14 protein-coding genes are annotated in these 17,718 nt (G+C 53.5%); 8 read left to right on the forward strand and 6 right to left on the reverse strand.

Annotation, left to right across the window (positions count from 1 at the left end; all coding sequences use genetic code 11):
• Window positions 1-25 precede the first annotated feature (25 nt).
• The gene (purF, locus tag VF399_05720; protein HEX7319835.1) at window positions 26-1,474 is read left to right on the forward strand and encodes an amidophosphoribosyltransferase; all 1,449 of its coding nucleotides are present in this window, start codon (window positions 26-28) and stop codon (window positions 1,472-1,474) included.
• 4 nt (window positions 1,475-1,478) lie between these two features.
• Here purF and VF399_05725 read toward each other — a convergent pair whose 3' ends face one another.
• From VF399_05725 to VF399_05750, 6 genes are all read right to left on the reverse strand, one after another.
• Window positions 1,479-2,282 (reverse strand): ABC transporter permease, encoded by an 804-nt coding sequence (locus VF399_05725; GenBank protein HEX7319836.1) that lies wholly within the window; start codon window positions 2,280-2,282, stop codon window positions 1,479-1,481.
• 10 nt (window positions 2,283-2,292) lie between these two features.
• Entirely contained in the window at window positions 2,293-3,060 is a 768-nt protein-coding gene (locus tag VF399_05730) for an ABC transporter ATP-binding protein (protein ID HEX7319837.1), read from the reverse strand.
• A 588-nt stretch (window positions 3,061-3,648) separates the two neighbouring features.
• Window positions 3,649-4,908 carry a sugar phosphate nucleotidyltransferase gene (locus VF399_05735; GenBank protein HEX7319838.1) on the reverse strand — a complete coding sequence of 420 codons (1,260 nt, stop codon included), beginning with the start codon at window positions 4,906-4,908 and terminating at the stop codon, window positions 3,649-3,651.
• Window positions 4,905-6,143 (reverse strand): sugar phosphate nucleotidyltransferase, encoded by a 1,239-nt coding sequence (locus VF399_05740; protein ID HEX7319839.1) that lies wholly within the window; start codon window positions 6,141-6,143, stop codon window positions 4,905-4,907. Before VF399_05740 ends, VF399_05735 begins: the two co-directional genes overlap by 4 nt.
• Window positions 6,136-7,161 (reverse strand): CapA family protein, encoded by a 1,026-nt coding sequence (locus tag VF399_05745; GenBank protein ID HEX7319840.1) that lies wholly within the window; start codon window positions 7,159-7,161, stop codon window positions 6,136-6,138. The genes VF399_05740 and VF399_05745 overlap by 8 nt, the downstream gene beginning before the upstream one ends.
• 112 nt (window positions 7,162-7,273) lie before the next feature.
• On the reverse strand, window positions 7,274-8,194 hold the full coding sequence (locus tag VF399_05750; GenBank protein HEX7319841.1) for a M23 family metallopeptidase: 921 nt from the start codon (window positions 8,192-8,194) through the stop codon (window positions 7,274-7,276).
• Between the two features lie 103 nt (window positions 8,195-8,297).
• Here VF399_05750 and VF399_05755 point away from each other — a divergent pair, with 103 nt between their 5' ends.
• The 7 genes from VF399_05755 (at window position 8,298) to VF399_05785 (ending at window position 17,712) form a co-directional block, all read left to right on the forward strand.
• Window positions 8,298-11,753 (forward strand): alpha-amylase family glycosyl hydrolase, encoded by a 3,456-nt coding sequence (locus VF399_05755; protein HEX7319842.1) that lies wholly within the window; start codon window positions 8,298-8,300, stop codon window positions 11,751-11,753.
• Window positions 11,754-11,809: 56 nt separating this feature from the next.
• Window positions 11,810-12,358: a hypothetical protein gene (locus tag VF399_05760; protein ID HEX7319843.1), complete on the forward strand. Its 549-nt coding sequence runs from the start codon at window positions 11,810-11,812 to the stop codon at window positions 12,356-12,358.
• Window positions 12,359-12,425: 67 nt separating this feature from the next.
• Entirely contained in the window at window positions 12,426-12,836 is a 411-nt protein-coding gene (locus VF399_05765) for an archease (protein HEX7319844.1), read from the forward strand.
• A 168-nt stretch (window positions 12,837-13,004) separates the two neighbouring features.
• Entirely contained in the window at window positions 13,005-15,047 is a 2,043-nt protein-coding gene (locus VF399_05770; protein HEX7319845.1) for an elongation factor G, read from the forward strand.
• Between the two features lie 18 nt (window positions 15,048-15,065).
• On the forward strand, window positions 15,066-15,842 hold the full coding sequence (gene lgt, locus VF399_05775) for a prolipoprotein diacylglyceryl transferase (protein ID HEX7319846.1): 777 nt from the start codon (window positions 15,066-15,068) through the stop codon (window positions 15,840-15,842).
• Window positions 15,843-15,865: 23 nt separating this feature from the next.
• A complete protein-coding gene (locus VF399_05780) occupies window positions 15,866-16,579 on the forward strand; it encodes a ComF family protein (GenBank protein HEX7319847.1) in 714 nt (237 codons plus the stop codon).
• Between the two features lie 44 nt (window positions 16,580-16,623).
• Window positions 16,624-17,712, forward strand: a complete 1,089-nt coding sequence (locus VF399_05785) for a DUF6754 domain-containing protein (protein ID HEX7319848.1) — start codon at window positions 16,624-16,626, stop codon at window positions 17,710-17,712.
• The last annotated feature ends 6 nt before the right edge of the window (window positions 17,713-17,718 follow it).

Raw genomic sequence — 17,718 nt, forward strand, 5'->3', positions numbered from 1 at the left:
TAATTACCAATTACTAACTACCAACATGTGCGGTATTATTGGCGTACTCAACAGAAACAATGAACCAGCCATCAGCAAGATCTATCCTGGCTTGATCGCGCTTCAGCATCGGGGCCAGGACGCGGCCGGCGCCGTGACCTTTAGCAAGGGATTCCAGATGAAAAAAGGCAACGGCCTGGTGACAACGGTGTTCAGCCCGAAGAATATCGAGCGGCTCCAGGGCAATATCGGGATCGGCCATGTCCGCTACCCGACCGTTGGAGGCGGCGGCGTTGAGGACGCGCAGCCGTTCATAATCACGACGCCGTATGGCATTGCGCTCGCCCACAACGGCAACCTGGTCAATTACTACGATCTGAAGAAAGACCTTATCGAACGTGAATACCGGTACCTGAACTCGAATTGCGACGCCGAGGTCATCCTGAACATATTATCGGTCGAGCTGACCAGAATGAACCTGCACCGGCTGACGCCGCAGGACATATTCCAAGCGCTGGCAGGCCTGTATCGTCGGATCAAAGGCAGTTTTGCGGTCGTCGCCATTATCGCCCAGAAGGGGCTCCTGGCGTTCCGCGACAAAAACGGGATTAAACCTCTGATCATGGGAAGGAACAAAGGCGGTTTCTGTTTTGCCTCGGAAAGCACAGCCCTGGACCTGCTGGGTTTCGACAAACAAACGGATGTGGCGCCCGGCGAAGCGTACTTTATCGATCACACAGGCGGCGTTCACCACCAGCAGATAGTCCGCGGTAAAAAAGCGTTGTGCATATTTGAGTATGTTTATTTTGCCCGGCCGGATTCGGTCATCGACGGAATCGGTGTCTATGAAGCGCGCCTGCGTTTGGGCGAGCATCTGGGGAGGGAATGCCTGAAGCACAGGATCAAACCGGACGTGGTCATTCCGATCCCGGACACGGCGCGGGGCGCGGCGCAAATGGTCGCCGAAGTGCTCAACGTGAAGCATCGCGAAGGGCTTATAAAGAACCGGTACGTGTACCGCACTTTCATTATGCCTGCCCAGTCCAGCCGGATCGAGGCTATCCGGCTCAAGCTGAACCCCATCCGATCGGAGATCAAGGGTAAAAAGGTCATGCTGGTCGATGATTCGATCGTGCGCGGCAACACCTCGAGGAAGATAACCGAGATCGTCAGGAGCGTCGGCGCAAAGGTCGTGTATTACGCGCTTTACTCGCCGCCGCTCAGATTCCCCTGCGTATACGGCATCGATATGCAGACCCGGGGTGAATTCATTGCCCGGAACCGCTCGGTCGACGAGATCCGCAGGCTCATTGGCGCTGATGCCCTTATCTACCAAACCGTGGAAGGGCTCACTCGCGGTGTTGATGCCGGTGCCCGTGGTTTCTGCACGGCCTGCTTCACCGGCACCTATCCCACATCCATCCCGCTGCAGATGCTCAAAAATATCGAGGCCGAACGGAAAATGAGCAGCCGGGTAAAAACCTGCTCGCAGTAGCACCCTACCCGCTTCTCTTCAGTTTACCCTTTTTCTTGGCGTAGTACTCGGCCTGCCTGAATATTATCATGCCCAGCGGTATCAACGCAATGCCGATCGCCAGCAGCAGCAGTATTGCCGGCAGCAGCTCCTTGAAGCTCGCGCCCTGTAGCAACGCCGCCCGCATCGCCTTCAGCGTATAGGTCGCTGGTGATATAACGCTCAGCGGCCGTATCCACACCGGCAGCACTTCGACTTCGTAATAAACGCCGGATATCAACAGCAGTATCGCTTCAAAAATATGGGTGGCGTAGGCTCCTTTTTCAGTCGACAGCAGGGGCAGTACCGCCGCGACCAGCCCCAGCCCGACGAAAGACAAGCCGGACACCACGAGCACGACCAGCAGTCCCGCGATATTCGCACCCTTGATCGAAATGCCGAAAAACACGGCGATCGCGATCAGCAGCAGCGTGGACCGGATAACCCCGTAAACAATGGCGAACAGACAGTTTCCGATCAGGTGCGTAAACCGGCTGATCGGCGCCATGAAGGTATATTCGATCGTACCTTCCCACCGTTCCCAGGCAATGGACTCGGAGATTTCGTGGAAAAGGATCGACAAAAACCCCCAGACCATCGCGCCGACAACGAGGTACATGATCATTTCCTTGCCCATGCGCACACCGATCAAGCCGATGGCCAAAGCATTAACCACGCTGTAAACGATAAAAACGATCTCCCAACCTATGTACCTTTTTATCAGAGCAAAGTTCCGCTCCAGAAAAGCGATCGAACCGTATGCCTGCCTTCTTATATATTCACTTGCCATGTTCGTCTCCTTATTCTTCCTCACTTTCCTCTTCTTTCCATTCCATGCCGGTCGCTTGAAGGAAAACATCCTCAAGATTAGGCTTTTGGAACTGTTCCATTAATTGCGCCGGTTCTCCGACCGCGACGAACCGGCCATTGATAATGATCGCGACCCGATGGCATAGATTCTGGGCCTCGCGCATATCATGGGTCGTCAGCACGATCGTTAACCCGTTTTTCTTCATGGCTTTTTTAATGTAGCCCTGAACGTCGAGCTTTGAACGCGGATCCAAACCCGTGGTCGGTTCATCCAGCAGCAGGAGCATCGGCGACGTGAAAAAAGCGCGGGCGATCGCCACCTTTTGCTGCATGCCCCGCGAAAGATCTTCCAAGGGCTCGTGGAACCTTTTACCGTCAAAACCGAGCTCTTTCAGGATCTCCATCGCTCGGTCCCTGGCTTCTCCGCTCCCCAGCCCATAGAGCCGCCCGGCATAACGCAGGTTCTCCCAGGCTGATATTCCTTTGAAAAAAGCGGCATCCACGCTTACCCGGTTGATCAGCGGCCGCACTTTTCTGTATTCGCGGACGACGTCGTGACCAAAGACGCGCGCGCTGCCATGGTCCGGGATCAGCAGTGTGGACAGAATCCTTACCAGCGTGCTTTTTCCCGAACCATTGGGTCCGACGATCCCGAAGATCTCGCCCTGCGGGATCTCGAACGACACGGCATTCAAAGCGATGATCTTCTTTTTCCTTTTAAACATCTTGCTTACATCAACACATTTGACTGCTACCATAATCACCTCTTTTTTCACCCTCCCTTCCATTCCCTCCCATCAAGGTAGGGACATATAGGAAGGTGCTTCCATCTTTCTCCTTTCATCACTGCGTTGACTTCCGCGTACTATTTGCACATAAAAGAATTTAATAAAAATGGTGCGCTGACTTTTGCGTCCCGTTTATCATTAAAGAATTATGCCGAAAAACGGGGTCATCTATTCTTTTATCACCGCCATCGATTTTAATCGCATCATACGATGCGATTAAAACAAAAACGCCGTGGGTTAAAGCCCACGGCGTCTAATAGAACAAAAGTTAGAACTTCAGGTGGACTTAACCCCCTGAACAATGGGGAAACGGCCCGAATCGCCATTAGTCACACTCATAGTTAACTCAGGCTCCTTTCCTGTCATTTTCGTTAATCGTTTCCATGATGGGCAAGTATATTCAAAACCTGCAGATTGTCAAGGGTGTATATTATTTTGTTTTTTATCACTGCGATGAATTTTGCGTGCCGTTTGTACATTATAGAATTATAATAAAAACGGCGAATCATTCCGTTTATCACCGTCATCTTGAGAGCGATGAATATTTGTTCAGAGCTCTCAGATCGTCGTACCAGAACGGATCGCTTTGAATTTCTTGCTGGTAATGACGTTGTCCGGACCGATGATGCAGCTTTTGCCGATGGTGATCTGGCTGCCGATCCTCGTACCCTTGCCGATAACCGATATCCCGCCCGAAAGCTGTTCCGGGGTTTTGCGGTTAGGCACAAGCTCTCCTTCCCCGATCCGGATCGAATCGCCGAACGTGACATTTTTATCTACGATCGCCTGCTTGATGACACAATTCTTGCCGATGACAACATCGTGAAAGATCACCGAATCCTCGACCACGCTGCCCCTGCCGATGACAACGCCGGGTGAAAGGATCGAGTTGGTCACCGTGCCCTTGATAATACAGTCCCGGGATACCAGGGAATTTTTTACCACTGCGCCGGGATTGAAATACGCTGCGGGACGGTCGCCGATCTCGCCCTTCACCCACAGATTGGTCTTGATACCCCAATTCCTCAGGTCCAGGCCGGACCCGGGCCTGATGATATCCATGTTCGCGTTCCAGTATGCATCGATCGTCCCCACGTCGCGCCAGTATCCTTTGAATTCGTAGCCGAACACCCGGCTTTTTTTCTGCAACAGGGGAATGATATGCCGGGCAAAATCAACACCGTTCTTCCGGGCGGATTCATGGAGGGTCCGGTCGAGCAATTTTTTATTGAACAAATAGATCCCCATTGAGACCAGGTTTGATCTTGGCTGAGCCGGTTTTTCCTCCCAGTTTACGACCTGCATGTTCCGGTCGCAGATCGCGGTGCCGAATTGGTGGGCCTGTTCGATTGGCACCCGGATCAAACCGACCGTCACGTCCGATCTCTTCTCCTCATGGAAATCGTAGAGATCCCGGTAGTCCATATGATAGATATGGTCGCCGGACACGATCAGGACCAGTTCGGGAGAAAAATCATCGATGAACGCCAGGTTCTGATACACCGCGTCGGATGTTCCTTTGTACCAGTCGGAAATATCCTCACCGGTCTTGGGCGGCAGGATCTCCACCAGGCGGGTGCGGCCGAACAGATCCCAGGGATGACCGTTATCAATATGTTCCATGAGCGATAATGGCTTGTACTGGGTCAGTACGCCGACGACCTCGATCCCGGAACGGGAGACATTGCTCATGGTAAAATCAATGATGCGGTATATACCACCGAACGGTATTGCCGGTTTTGCCCGCTTGCGCGCGAGGATCCCCAGGCGCGTGCCTACACCGCCAGCGAGCAACATGGCAACGGATTGTTTCTTCACCGCAGGACGCTCCCGGCCGGTATTTCGGCGGCATCAACCTTGGCCGAGGAATAAACGACGGTATTCGCTCCGATCTTCGTGCCCGGCAATATACGGCAGCCCCGGCCCAGGACCGTGATGCCGGAATTCAGGAGACGGCCGAATTCCTGCGACGCGATACTCTTGCCGTAATTGCCGATATCCACGTTCTTCTCGACCGTGCAGTACTTATCGCAGATAACCTTGGTCAGTTTTGAATTCGGTCCGATCTTGGAATCATGGAAAACGATCGAATCGGTTACAACCGCGCCCGGTCCGACCAAAACGCCGGGCGACAGGATCGAGTTGATGACATCGCCCTGGACCACGCATCCCTCGCTGATGACTGAATTTGAGACCCGGCCGTCAATATGGGCGGGCATGTGGTCGCCGCCGCCGCAGCCCTCGGCTGTGTTAGTCCTGATCTGCCATTTTTTCAGATCGATGGCACGCCGCAATAAAATCTGGTTTGTTTCATAATATGAATCGATGGTCCGGGCATATGCCCAGAAATCGGTGAACTCAAACCCGAAAACACGGCTGCCGGAAAGCACCTTGGGGATAATATCGCGGCCGAATTCGTGCGATGACGCCCTGGTATTGTCCTTAAGGACGTCGGCAAGGAATCCTTTCCTGAACATATAAACGGTCATTGACGCCCAGGCAGAGCGCGGCTCTTTAGGTTTTTCCTGATAACCCTTGACGGATCCGTTCTTGTCGATGATCCCGTAGCCGAACCAACTGCTTTTTTCTTTAACCCTGGTGAAACATATGGTCAGGTCCGCCTTGCGGTCAATGTGGAAATCCATCAACTGCTGGTAATCCATGCGGTATATGTGGTCACCGGCGGCAATGAGGACATGCTCGGGGCCGAATTCATCGATATAGGAAAGGTTCTGGTAAACCGCGTCGGCCGTGCCCTTGTACCAATCGGATTCCTTGAAACCCTGGTACGGCGGCAGTATCCGGACGCCCCGCTGCCGGCCGATGAAATCCCAATGTGCGCCGGTGCCGATATGCCGCATCAGGCTGTAAGGCCGGAACTGCGACAGGACGCCCACGTTCCAGAGACCTGAGTGCATCATGTTACTCAGCACAAAATCAATTATGCGGTAAGTCGCGAAGACCGGCAGGGCAGCCTTTGGTCTTTTTTCGGTCAGAGCCAGGAGTTCATCCACCCTGCCTCCGGCCAGTACCATGGCAACAACGTTATTCATAGTGCTCCGGTGCCGACTTGAGCCTGATCGTGCCGTCATCCAGGATATCCGGTGCGGTTTCCGGAAAATCCTCCCGGGACAACTGCTGCATGAGCAGGGCTGCCAGGTTGTCGTCATCGATGACGGGATAGGTGCAGGTTCTCTGCAATGCGGAAATGATCTCGCCGTGCCGGAACGCGCCCGTGGAATCCAGCACTGCCTTCAGGATCGGCGCGTAACCGCGTTCGTCGCCAAGATTGAATCCCCAGGTGCAAAAATTCCCCAGGCTGTAAGCGATCAGCCGGTCGTTGTGGATCTCGAGCGCCCGCGGCACGTGCGGTCCATGGCCCCATACAAGATCAGCGCCGCTGTCAACCACGGCCCGGGCGAACCGGACGACGTTGCCGCGCGGCCATCCCATATAATATTCAAAAGTATCAACGGTGTGGAGATACCTTACACCCTCCCCGCCGCCGTGGAAAGAGACAATGACGATGTCGTAATCCCTGGCTTTCTCGGCAACCAGACGCTGCGCCGATTCGATCTCAAAGATCGAGCCGATCCCGGACGACACGGAAAAAGGCAGGACCACGATCTTGTGTCCATTGATCTCAAAATCACCGATGCTGTTGTCCGGCCCGCCGTACTGGATCCCGTTGTCGGCAAGGATTTCATGGGTCGATGTCATTCCGGCGTAGCCAAAATCATTGGCGTGGTTATTGGCACAGTTCAGAAAATCAAAACCGGCGTCGACGAGATTCTTGACATAGGCGGGCGGCGTCCGGAAAGCATAGCATTTGCCTTTTTCGATCGTCTTGGTGCAGGTGCCCCCGCTGGCCAGCGGCCCTTCCAGGTTACCCAGCGTCAGGTCGGCGGTCCTCAGCACGAAATCGACGCCCATGAGCAGGTCCTGCCCTTCATTGGGCGGCAGGCGGTTATCCGGGTAATCAGAACCCATCATGATATCGCCCACCGCCATTATTGTCAGGGAATCAGCAGATGCGTGATCAATATTGAAAAGGAACGCGCTGGCGATCACGATCAAAATAGCGCGCCATGCAGGACCGGTTCCGTAAAAAAAATTAACCGTCGGGGGAATTGACGGTTTTAGTAATAACTGCCTGGATCTGATCGGGATGCGTACCTGTCTATTAATCAACAATATAATCGGTAAGGTCAATATAATATTCCGGGTTCACCTTGACGCCTGACACATGAACTTCGTAATGCAGATGAGAGCAGGTCACGCGTCCGGTAGCGCCGACCGTGGCTATGACCTGACCCCGTTTTACAACTTCGCCCAATTTCACCAGGATGCTGTTGCAATGCGCGTAGCGGCTCAGGAATCCGTAACCGTGGTCTATGTCCACGACCAGACCGTAACCCAGGTTCCAGCCGTTATACACCACGATTCCGTCAGCCGACGCGTAGATCGGCGTGCCAGTCGCCGCGCCGAGATCAACGCCTTCATGCATGCGGATCCCCTTGGTAATGGGGTCAACGCGGTATCCAAAATCCGAACCCACGGCCTTGCCTGGAATCGGATCGATCGATGGAATGTGGCTCCATAACTCGAATTTTTTGTCGATCTGGCCGTTGATCTCATCGAGGCTTTTCTTTCGCAACTGGCAGCGGGATTTGAGGATCGCCAGCGATTCGTAGACATCACCGAGCAGGCGGTTGGTGTTCTTGGAAATGTTTGTTACCGAAAAAACACTGCTGATGCCGCCAATACCCATGGACCAGACATCAGGGTGAATATGTGCCATTTGCCAGTACGTTCTTTCACGATTATCCTGCGCCACATAATCTTCAAAACCGTTCTTGGTGTTCTCCAATATGCCGTAACACGCTTCCAGTCTGGCGATCAAACCACGGTTCTCTTGTTCAGCCCGCATAAGGCTCACCCGGGCGATGGTATCGCCGGTGTGCCGCAGGAAAAGAACGGCAGTGGCGATCGTCATCAAAGCGATGGTCGCGGCCAGAGCGAACATGAACCACACCGGCAGCTTGAGACCGAAGGTTCGGTTCCTCCTATGAGAAATAAATATGACATCGATAAAGTGGTTCATCGCTATTATATTATACTAATAAATATTCAAGTGTCAAGAGGTCAATGATATAATTATCATGCTCGGTTGACATCTCCTTTTTTATCATTATGATTAGGTCTACATGGCATCCGCGCGCAAAAAAGATACCCGCCTGACCAGGCGTGGAGACGACGCCTACGGCAACGAATGCGTTTTCGAATTCCATATTTCAAAAAAATGCCGTGATTTCTATGCTTTTTCCGATAAATTGTTCTCTCTGACCGGCAATGTCATTCTTGCCAATATCCCAGCTGTCAAAACGTTCGTCCTTAAGGTCAATGAAAAGAAGAAAAGCGGCCTCCTTGCGCCCAGCCAGGTCAATGCCATGGGGTTGATCGATGAAATCCTCCATTTTGTTCTTGAACAGTACCGGAAACAGAAAAACGCCAATGCTTTAAGCGATGCCCTTGCCTTCATCAACGATCGCTGCGGCAAAAAGGCGGTCACCAGCGCGGTGAAAAAGTTCGTCGAACTGTTCCCGCCGGCTGCCGTATACGCAAAAGAACAAACTGCCGCCAGCTACCTGCGCCAAAAACACAATGTCCACGCTACGATCGCCGAACTGCTCGCGCTGCGCCTGGCCAACACAAACCCGGCCTTCGCGTCCTTCCGCGAATTCTTTAATGATGACGATCTCAATGGCACCGCGTATTTTAAAATATTCGACGGACTGCATGAATTCTTCAAAACTCAACCGCCGTACGGTCCCTATAACCAGCACATTATCGACATGCTGCGCGCGCCAGCAGAAGCGTCGCCGCATTCGCTCGAAGGCCAGCTCCTGTACATCAAAGAGCATTGGGGAATGATCCTGTCGCCGGAAATGAGGGAGCGCCTGACCCGCAGAATACTCCTGTCCCTTGATTTCATCCGGGAGGAAACAAAGGTCCGGGAAGGCGCTGCTGGCGCTGCCAAGCCCCTTGAATTCCAAACGCATGACGGCGATCATGGCGATCGTTTCAGAGATGAAGAGCGTTTCAGCGCCGATACGGATTGGATGCCGGTCGTGGTCATGATCGCAAAACAGACCAATGTCTGGCTGTCGCAGCTTTCGAAAAAATACTCACGGCCGGTCACAAAACTCGACGAGATCCCTGATGATGAACTCAATATCCTGGCCGAATGGGGCATAAACGCACTGTGGTTGATCGGGATCTGGGAAAGGAGCAAACCGTCCCAGAAGATCAAGAACAAATGCGGCAATCCCGAGGCTCTCGCGTCCGCGTACTCGGTCTATGATTACGAGATCGCGTGGGACCTCGGCGGAGAGAACGCATTTAACAACCTTAAAGAACGGGCGCGCAGCCGCGGTATCCGGATCGCGGTTGATATGGTGCCGAATCATACCGGCATTTTTTCACGATGGATCCTCGACCATCCGGACTGGTTCATCCAGTCCAATAATCCGCCGTTCCCGCGGTACGCCTTTACCGGGCCGGACCTTTCTGACGATCCCGGGATCAGTACCTACATCGAGGATGGCTACTGGAACCGGACCGACGCTGCGGTTGTTTTCAAACTGCAGGACAACAACACCGGCAAGGTGCGTTATATATACCACGGCAATGACGGCACGAGCACACCGTGGAACGATACGGCACAGCTCAATTTTCTCCTGCCGGCAGTGCGGGAAGCGGTCATTCAAAAAATCGTTCAGGTCGCAAAAAGGTCGCCCCTGATCAGGCTGGATGCGGCGATGACCCTTACCAAACAGCACTACCAGAGACTCTGGTTCCCGGAACCGGGCACGGGCGGCGACATTCCCTCGCGTACCGTGCACAGCATGACCAAAGGCCAGTTCAACCGGTTCTTTCCCAAAGAATTCTGGCGCGAGGTCGTTGACCGTATACAAAACGAAGCTCCTGACACGCTGCTTCTGGCCGAGGCGTTCTGGCTCCTGGAAGGCTATTTTGTCCGGAACCTCGGCATGCATCGCGTTTATAACAGCGCCTTCATGAACATGCTGAAACGCGAGGACAACGCCAATTTCCGGGTCACGATCAAGAATGTCCTCGATTTCAATCCCGAGATCCTCAGGCGGTTCGTGAATTTCATGTCCAATCCGGATGAAATGCCGGCGATCGAGCAGTTCGGCACCGGCGACAAGTATTTCGGCATCGCCATGATGATGGCGACGCTGCCGGGCCTGGTGATGTTCGGGCACGGCCAGATCGATGGGCTGGGGGAAAAATACGGCATGGAATACCGGAAGGCCTACTGGGACGAAGCGCCTGACCAGTCACTGATCGAACGGCACCGGCGCGAGATCTTTCCCCTGCTGAAAAAACGCCGCCTGTTCAGCGGCGTGGATAATTTTTTTCTTTATGATTTTTATGACAGTTCAGGCGCCGTGATCGAAGACGTTTTCGCTTATTCCAACAGTACCGGCCGCGAGCAGGCGCTTGTAGTCTATAACAACAAGTACCAGAACGTCAAGGGCTGGATAAAAAATTCGGTCAATCACAAAAGCGGTGGAGCGTCGGTCCGGAAGATCCTGACGCAGGCGCTGGGGCTGAGACCGGACGATGATCATTATTATTCATTCCGGGACCGCGCTAGCAATCTTGAATATGTCCGCTCCGGCAAAGACCTTGCTCAAACCGGCCTGTATGTTGAGCTCGGCGCCTACCAGTACCATCTGTTCATGGATTTCAAAGAGATCCACGATCCTACCGGTGATCATGCAAAATTGTGCGCGGTTTTAAACGGCCGCGGCGTGGATTCGATCGTCCAGGCGCTCCGCCACATGAAACTGGAACCGGTGACCGCGCCTTTCCGCCAGCTTGTCAACAAAGAGACGCTGGTCGCCATGGAAGCGGCCGACGATAAACTGCCCCTGATTGAAAAAATGTATAAGGTCACCACCGCCATAAAAAAATTCACGGACAGCCCGGGCAGCGAGTCGACCGTCATCGGTGATTTCACCTTACTGTGGCGGGTCATAAAAGACCGTCTGGAACCGACCATAGAGTCCCGACAGCCCTTGAGTTCATATGTCGTGCCCTCGCGCGTCACCAGGCATGCCATCCTCTATTTGTGGCTGATCACGCGGGGTCTTGGCAAGTTGAAGACCGGCACCGGGTTTGAACAACAGAGCATTCTGTTCTTCGATAACCTGCTCCTCGGCGACGTCATTTTCTATGTCCTCAAGGATTTTGGCCAGGACCAGCCGGCCGCGGAACGTCATATCCGGCTGATCAAGACCCTGATCAGCACCGAACGGATCACCGACGAATTGACCGCCGCAAACCTAAGCGCGCTCATGAATGATCGCCTTGTTCAGCAGTACATCAGTGTCCACGAACACGGCGGCATCACCTGGTTCCATAAAGAAAGCTTCGAAGAACTGATGCAATGGCTCTTCCTGGTCGCTGCGGTAAAAGCGCTGGCGCAGAGTGCTGATGACCCGGCATCGGCCAGCGTCCGGATCGAACGTGACCATGCACTGCTGTCCACTCTTTTAGCATCTTCCATTAGATCGGAATACCGCTGGAACGACCTTTTGCGGTCAATGCCGGCGGTCAAAACGAATTCTTGACAGATTTTAAATTATCGCTATACTACGTTATTAAAGAAACTGAAAAAGGAGGATACATGAAAAAAGCTCTGATCGGTTTGGTGGCCGCCATTGCGCTGGTCGGTGCGGTCGATCTAGACGGCAGGATCGGAATGGGTCTGGGGTTCAGCCCGGATACGTATCTTGAGTCTGGGCTCACGACCCTGGGGTTCCCGGTTATTGACCTGGCCGTGACAAAATTCGGGTTCAGCCCCAAGATGGCGGTGGAACCAATATTCCAGTTCACCATGGTCAACGCAAATGACAATACATCTATCCGTTTCAGGCTCGACGCACTGCTCGATATCCTTATGAAAGGCCACAGTAAAACCAACGTGTATGCGAAAGCCGGCCTTGGCTTCATGTTTTACTCAACCGGTGCCCCTGGAGCCGATGCTGAATTCGGCCTGAGCGTACCTTTCGGGTTCGGCCTTGAACATTTTTGCAGCGAGCATTTTTCCATCAATCTCGCGGCCATAAGCGGACTCACTTTCATCTCCAACCCGCCAGCAGGCGGTGATTCCTACCTCAACTTCAAGCTCGGTAACGAAAAACCGTTCGCGTTCTACCTGCTCTGGTATTATTAAAGACTTTTAGCCCGCCCCTGTTACTCCCTGCTAATGGGAGGACGGGGGCGGGGGCTTAAATACCGCCATGGCCAACTACCGGTATATAAACCACACCGCCGACCTCGGCATTGAGGTCAAGGCCAGGACGTTCAAAGAACTCTTGAAAAATATCAGCAACGCGATCTTCGAAACCCAGATCTCCGGCACTGTTGACGCGGTCAAGACCATGCGTTTTTCGATCCAGAGCAAATCCCTTGGTGACCTGGTGATCGATTGGTGCCGCGAACTGATATACAACTTCGCGGTTAAAGGGTTCATCCCCAAGATCTATCGTATTTCAGTAAAAAAATTCTCGCTCTCAGCCGATCTCATGGGGGATACATTCAGCATTGAAAAGCATAAAGTAAAACTGGAGATTAAGAACGTCACGTATCATAAATTCAAACTGAAGAAACTGCAATCCGGCTACAAAACAATGCTCATTTTTGACGTGTAAAGCGCCCAAACTCATATCTGCCAGCCGCGCCGTCTTGACTTTTCGCGGTTTTCATGTACAATAACCGGTGGCTAAGACGGTAACAGCTAAATACCAGATATGACAGTAATGACCCAATTACTGATCTATTGACAAAACCGAGGATTAGCGAAGAGAAGGAGGTAGATAATGGCAACAAAAGGGATCCGAAATATTGGTTTCTTTGGGCACGCAGGCTGCGGCAAGACGACCATTGCTGACGCGATCCTGTACCTTACCGGCGCGAATACCAGGTTCGGAAAAGTTAGCGAAGGCACATCGGTGTTTGACACAGAACCGGAAGAATTGAAACGCGGCTGCAGTCTGAACCTTGGCCTGGCGACACTGGCGTACCGCGATTTTACTTTCAACATCGTCGACACGCCCGGATATTCCGATTTCATGGGTGAAGCGCTCAGCGGCATTGAGGCCATCGACAGCGCGGTCATCGTAGTTGACGGCGTTGACGGCATCGCCGTCGGTACGGAGCGCTATCTCCACGAAGTCGAAAGGAAAAACCTCCCTTGCCTTTTCTTCGTTAATAAACTGAAAAAAGAGAATTCTGATTTTTTTGCGGTTTTTGAAGGGTTGAAAGACATCACTAAGAGACGCATCATCCCCATGACCATCCCGGTCGGCAGCGCCGAAAAAACGCAGGGCATCGCCGACGTGTTCCTTAATAAAATCTACACCTTCCAGGACGGCAAGCCGGTTGAAGGTGCGGCACCGGCCGATATTGCGAGCAAGCTCGAGAAGTACCGGGACCTGGCGGTCGAGATCGCCGCGGATTTTGACGAGGCGATCATGAACAAATACGTCGAGGGATCAAAGGTCACACTCGAGGAATGTATCCCCGCGATCAAGAAGGGCATCGCGCAGAACCAGATCTCGCTGTGCCTGGCCGCGGACGCCCTGGAATTAATCGGCATCACCAATCTCATCGATGCCCTTATCGAACATTACCCTTCGGCCGAAGCGATGCCTGACTTCACGATCGGTTCGCAGTCGCTGAAAAGGAGCGACGACGCGCCGTTCGTCGGCTACATATTCAAGACCGCGGTCGAACCCCATCTCGGCGAGCTTTGTTACCTTCGTGTGCACAGCGGCAAGGTTCAGGTCGGCGAAACCGTGACCAACGCCACGAAAGAATCGACGGAAAAGATCAACCAGATCCTCGTTCTCAAGGGCAAAGAAAGAAAGGAAACGAACGTACTGCCGAGCGGCATGATCGGAGCGCTGGTCAAGCTCAAAGACACGCACACCGGCGATACCCTGGCGGTCAAAGTTAACGGTAAGTTGCCGGCCATCAAGTTTCCCCTGCCATCGATATCAATGGCGATCATCCCCAAGGCAAAAGGCGATGAGGAAAAAATATCAACCTGTTTGAACAAACTCCGCAACGAAGATCCCACCTTTAATTTCGCGTATGACCCGGAAATAAAACAGCTTATTATTTCCGGAATCGGCGAATTGCATCTCGATACGATCCTGGCGCGGCTGCAGAGAAAATACAGTGTCAGCGTTGACCTGGCAAAACCGCGGATCAAATACCGCGAGACATTCACGAGAAAAACCGAGGCCCAGGGCAAGTACAAAAAACAAACCGGCGGCCACGGGCAGTACGGCGACTGCTGGCTGCGCATTGAACCGCTGGGACGCGGTCAGGGGTTCGAGTTTGAAGACGCCATCACCCAGGGCCGGATCCCGGGACGCTATGTCCCATCGGTGGAAAAAGGCGTCCGGGAATTCCTGGAGCAGGGATTCCTGGCCGGGTACCCGGTCGCTGACATCAAGGTCAGTGTTTATGACGGCTCGTACCACGAGGTAGATTCGTCCGACATCGCGTTCAAGATCGCGGCGTCGATGGCGATGAAAGCGAACGCGGAAAAGGGCGACGTCGTGCTCCTGGAGCCGATCAGCGAAGTTGAAGTGTATGTTCCCGAAAAATTCATGGGCGACGTGATCGGCGACCTGAACAGCCGCCGGGGCAAGATCATGGGGATGGAAGCGGTGGGCAAGAACCAGATGATAAAAGCCATCGTGCCGGAAGCGGAAATGTATAAGTATTCGACCAGCCTGCGCTCGATGACCCAGGGCCGCGGTTACTTCATCATGAAATTCCACCATTACGAAGAAGTGCCAAAGGAAATCACCAAGAAAATCGTCGAGGAATCCAAAAGAGAAGCCAAGTAACGCCGCAACTTAAGAACCATGAGACCAACGCTGATCCAGATCGGACCCATCGGTTTACCATCCTACGGAGTGATGCTGCTGATCTCGTTCGTTGTCGGGCTTTTCCTGGTCAAGCGGTCAGCCAAGCGTTACGGCATTTCGCCGGCTTTTGTCGAGAACCTCGCTTTCTGGATCATGGTCGGCGTCATCGTTGGCGGCCGGCTGCTTTATGTCTTTTTTCACTGGAGCGATTTCGAATCGGACATCCTGGTCATATTTAAGATCTGGACCGGCGGCATGATGTTCTTCGGGAGTTTTATCGGCGCCTTGGTTGCCGGTCTGCTGTACGTCCGCAAACAAAAGGTTTCCCCTCTCCTGCTGTCCGACCTGATCAGCCCCAGCTTTGGCCTGGGCGAGTTCTTTACCCGAATCGGCTGTTTCCTTAACGGCTGCTGTTTCGGGATACCGTCCGCTCTGTTCTGGTCGGTAAAATTCCCCTTTGGTTCCTTGCCGGCCCGCGCCTATTCCTGTGACACCGCGCTCCACCCCACGCAACTCTATTCCTCGCTTTTCGGCCTTCTCCTTTTTTTCTTCCTCCAGAAACGGCTCGGTGAGAAACACTACCGTGGGGAATTATTCGCCATCTACCTGGTGGTATCAGGACTTTTCAGGTTCGGCATTGATTTCATCCGTCATTACGAGAATGCCGCGAACCTGCTGGTCAACCAATTCATTTCCGGCGCGACCGTTATCGCTGGCATCATAATGCTGGTCTTAGTGTACAAAAAAAAGACGGCTGACAAGCGCATCGTCTAGCCAGTAAAGAGGAACTCCTCGGCTTGAAACTGGATAATGGTCTGGCAACACTATCCAGTTACTTCATTGACTTCATGTTGCCCCGCACCTGCATTGTCTGTAAGCAGGAGATCGACCGGGGCGCTGTCTGCAACAGTTGCCTGGATACGATAACGCACATCCGCAATCCGGCCTGTCCCGTCTGCGGCAGGCCGATCCAAAAACAAAAAAAATGCGCCTACTGCCGCTACGAAAAAGATCTTGATTACGGCCGTGCTTGGGCCCTTTATGTACCGCCCCTGGACACGGTCATGCATTTTTTCAAATACCGGAGCTTCCGCGACCTGGCCTTATTTCTGGGCCTGTCCATGGCGAACATCGTACGCTATGATCCGCGGTTAAAGGAAGCCGATTGCGTCGTGCCCGTACCCCTGTTCTGGTGGAAAAAATTACGGCGCGGTTACAACCAGTCGCGCTTGCTGGCGTCGGTGATCAGCCGCGAATGCGGGATCCCGCTGCACGACACACTGGCGCGGACCCGCAACACCCGGACGCAGACCAAGCTTAACGGGGAAAAACGGTTGCGCAATGTTCGCGGCGCTTTCCGCTTAAACGGCAACGGGTTCCAGGACAGCACGATCCTGCTGGTCGATGATGTCATGACTACCGGCGCCACGATAAGGGAATGCGCGCGCGCGCTCAAACGATCAGGAGCGGCCCGCGTCTATTCCATCGTAGCTGGCATAACGCCGGGGTAAAGATCGTTGCGCAAACAGCAGAATGATGAATTAAAGGAGGTTTAATGATCATGATCATAATGATCGCCGTCATGTCCGCGCTGGCGCCACCGTCAGGCGTCAAGGCGTACGACACGCCCGGTGACGGCGGCAGTTCTATCACTATCGAATGGCAATTGTCTCCGGATGATGAAGACGTGGACGGTTACGAGATCCACCGGAGCACGGACAACGTAACATTTGAAAAAGTCGGTTTTGTGGGCAAGGGAATTGCGCAGACCGAAGATAAAACCAAGGACATTGAGCGTTATTTCTACCGGATCGCCGCGGTCAGGGACACCGCGCGCGCTTATTCCCCATCCCATGGACCTTTTTCAAGCTCTGCCCAGTGGTTCAGCACGACCATGTGGAACGTGCTGATCGGATTTATCGTATCCTCTTTCTTCATTATCTTCTACATCTACCGCGCCCGCAAGGGCAGATCCCTTTTCATCAGGAAGATCGCGGGCTTGAGCGCGGTCGATGACGCGGTCGGCCGCGCCACGGAAATGGGCAAACCCATCCTCTACAGCCTGGGCCTGGGGCAGATCGACGCGATCGCGACGATTGCCTCGCTCAATATCGTGGGCGAAGTCGCCAAAAAATGCGCGGAGTTCGAGACCAAGTTCCTGTGCCCGACCTTTGATCCGGTCGTCTACACGGTCTCGCGGGAGATCGTCAAGCAGTCTTATAGCACCGTGGGTAAACCCGACCGGTATGACCCGAACAGCGTCTTTTACCTTGCGGCCAGCTCCATGGCTTACGCTTCGGGCATATGCGGCATCATGACTCGCGAACGTCCGGCTACTAATTTCTGGATCGGCAGTTTCGGCGCCGAGTCCCTGATCCTGGCCGAAACGGGCGCCGCCATGGGCGCGATCCAGATCGCCGGCACCGACAATGTCACCCAGCTGCCGTTCTTTATAACCGCCTGCGACTATACCCTTATCGGCGAAGAACTATACGCAGCATCGGCTTATATCTCAAAAGAACCCCTCCTGCTCGGCGCGATCAAGGGCGAAGATTTCATCAAGGTGATAATCGTCGGCCTGCTGCTGGTCGGTTCGGTTATCGGGCTGGTAACCAAGTTTCAGATCCTGTCGCTGTTCAAATAAGGAGAA

Source organism: bacterium (assembly GCA_036382775.1).
Lineage (GTDB): Bacteria > Hydrothermota > Tepidihabitantia > SM23-42 > JAOAFX01 > DASVHD01.